The sequence below is a fragment of the Rhodanobacter ginsengiterrae genome (genome assembly GCF_050026815.1).
GTDB classification, from domain to species: Bacteria; Pseudomonadota; Gammaproteobacteria; order Xanthomonadales; family Rhodanobacteraceae; genus Rhodanobacter; species Rhodanobacter ginsengiterrae.
The window spans coordinates 1-1,293 of the sequence record NZ_JALBWO010000005.1 but is presented as its reverse complement, the minus strand read 5'-3'; the positions used below and the strand labels follow the sequence as shown (position 1 = coordinate 1,293).

At 61.7% G+C, this 1,293-nt stretch carries 1 protein-coding gene; it reads left to right on the top strand.

All coding sequences use genetic code 11. The features are described from left to right. Positions 1 to 304: 304 nt before the first annotated feature. Entirely contained in the window at positions 305 to 997 is a 693-nt protein-coding gene (locus ACQGNJ_RS00025) for an alpha/beta fold hydrolase (RefSeq protein WP_426687203.1), read from the top strand. Positions 998 to 1,293: the final 296 nt, after the last annotated feature.

Genomic DNA, 1,293 nt, shown 5'->3' with positions numbered 1-1,293 from the left:
GCGCTTGAGCGAACTCATCGATCATCTACGACACCCCAGCGCACAACTGCTGGATCAACTGGGAGTGCCGGCATGAATTCGTGGGGAAACCTCAGACTCTGGCCCTGTTTCTTCGGAGACCAAGATCAAGGGCAACAGGCAGAGCAACGGCACTGAAGTTCAGCCTGTCTGGGTAGTCAGGCATATTTGGCAAACAACGTCTGACCCTGAGGTCGTGCATCCTCTTTGTGGGTGGCGAACATCCACCCGATCCAGACGCAGACAGACGCCTGCGAACCCCACCTTCTCCTACCGGATGCGTTACATGCCCCCCATTGTTTTTGTTCCCGGACTGCTATGCACGTCCGAAGTGTTCGCTGCCCAGGTCGCAGCGCTGTGGCCCCACGGTTCCATCACCATCGCCTCCACGCTGGAGGGCGAGACCATCGCCGGGATCGCCGCCGCTATTCTCGATGCCTCACCGCCGCGTTTTGCCCTCATCGGCATCTCCATGGGCGGCTACATCTGCCTCGAAATCATGCGGCAAGCCCCCCAGCGCGTATCCAGGCTGGCGTTGCTCGATACGTCGGCCCGTCCTGACACTCCGGAGCAGACGGCGCAAAGGCGTGCCTTGATGGCCCAGGCGCACCCCGAAAACTTCGAGTCGCTGCTGACGCAGATCTACGGCGCGATCCTGCATCCATCCCATCAAGGCGACCCGGTGCTGCGTGCAACCAACGTGCGCATGGGGATGACGGTGGGTATCGATGGCATGGCAAGGCAGCTGGAAGCCTGCATCGGGCGCAGCGACTCTCGCCCCGGCCTGCCGGCCATCACCGTGCCAACGCTCGTCCTGGTCGGCGACAGCGACCCGCTCACGCCGCTGGAACACTCCCGGGAAATTGCCGCGGCCATCCCGGGCGCACGGCTCGTAGTCGTGGAAAACTGCGGTCACGCTTCGACCCTCGAACAACCCGAGGCCGTCAATCGAACGCTGCTCGAATGGCTTGTCGACTGAATAGCGCAAGCGTGTTTTGTCCACCTGCGGTCGGAGGCAGCTGCTTCGAGATAGCCGTCCAGCTCATTTCAGAGCGACCTTGAAGCAAGAGCTTTCGTGCGCCTTCGGCGCGCGAGTGGCTTTCACTTGACTGGCCACGCACACGTCAGGAACGTGTGCGAACAGCGCAGCTGGCCCGAAGGGCGCAGGGCAGGATGCCCGTGTCGACTCCCCGTAATCTTGATCCAGGCATAACCAGAGGTCTCCGGTCAAACTAGCCGCAAGGAGACCCACGATGCGCAAGAGCAAATTCACTG

What these genes read in the sequence shown, in the direction of transcription:
- ACQGNJ_RS00025 (WP_426687203.1), top strand. Translation starts at nt 305, where the DNA reads ATGCCCCCCATTGTTTTTGTTCCCGGACTGCTATGCACGTCCGAAGTG.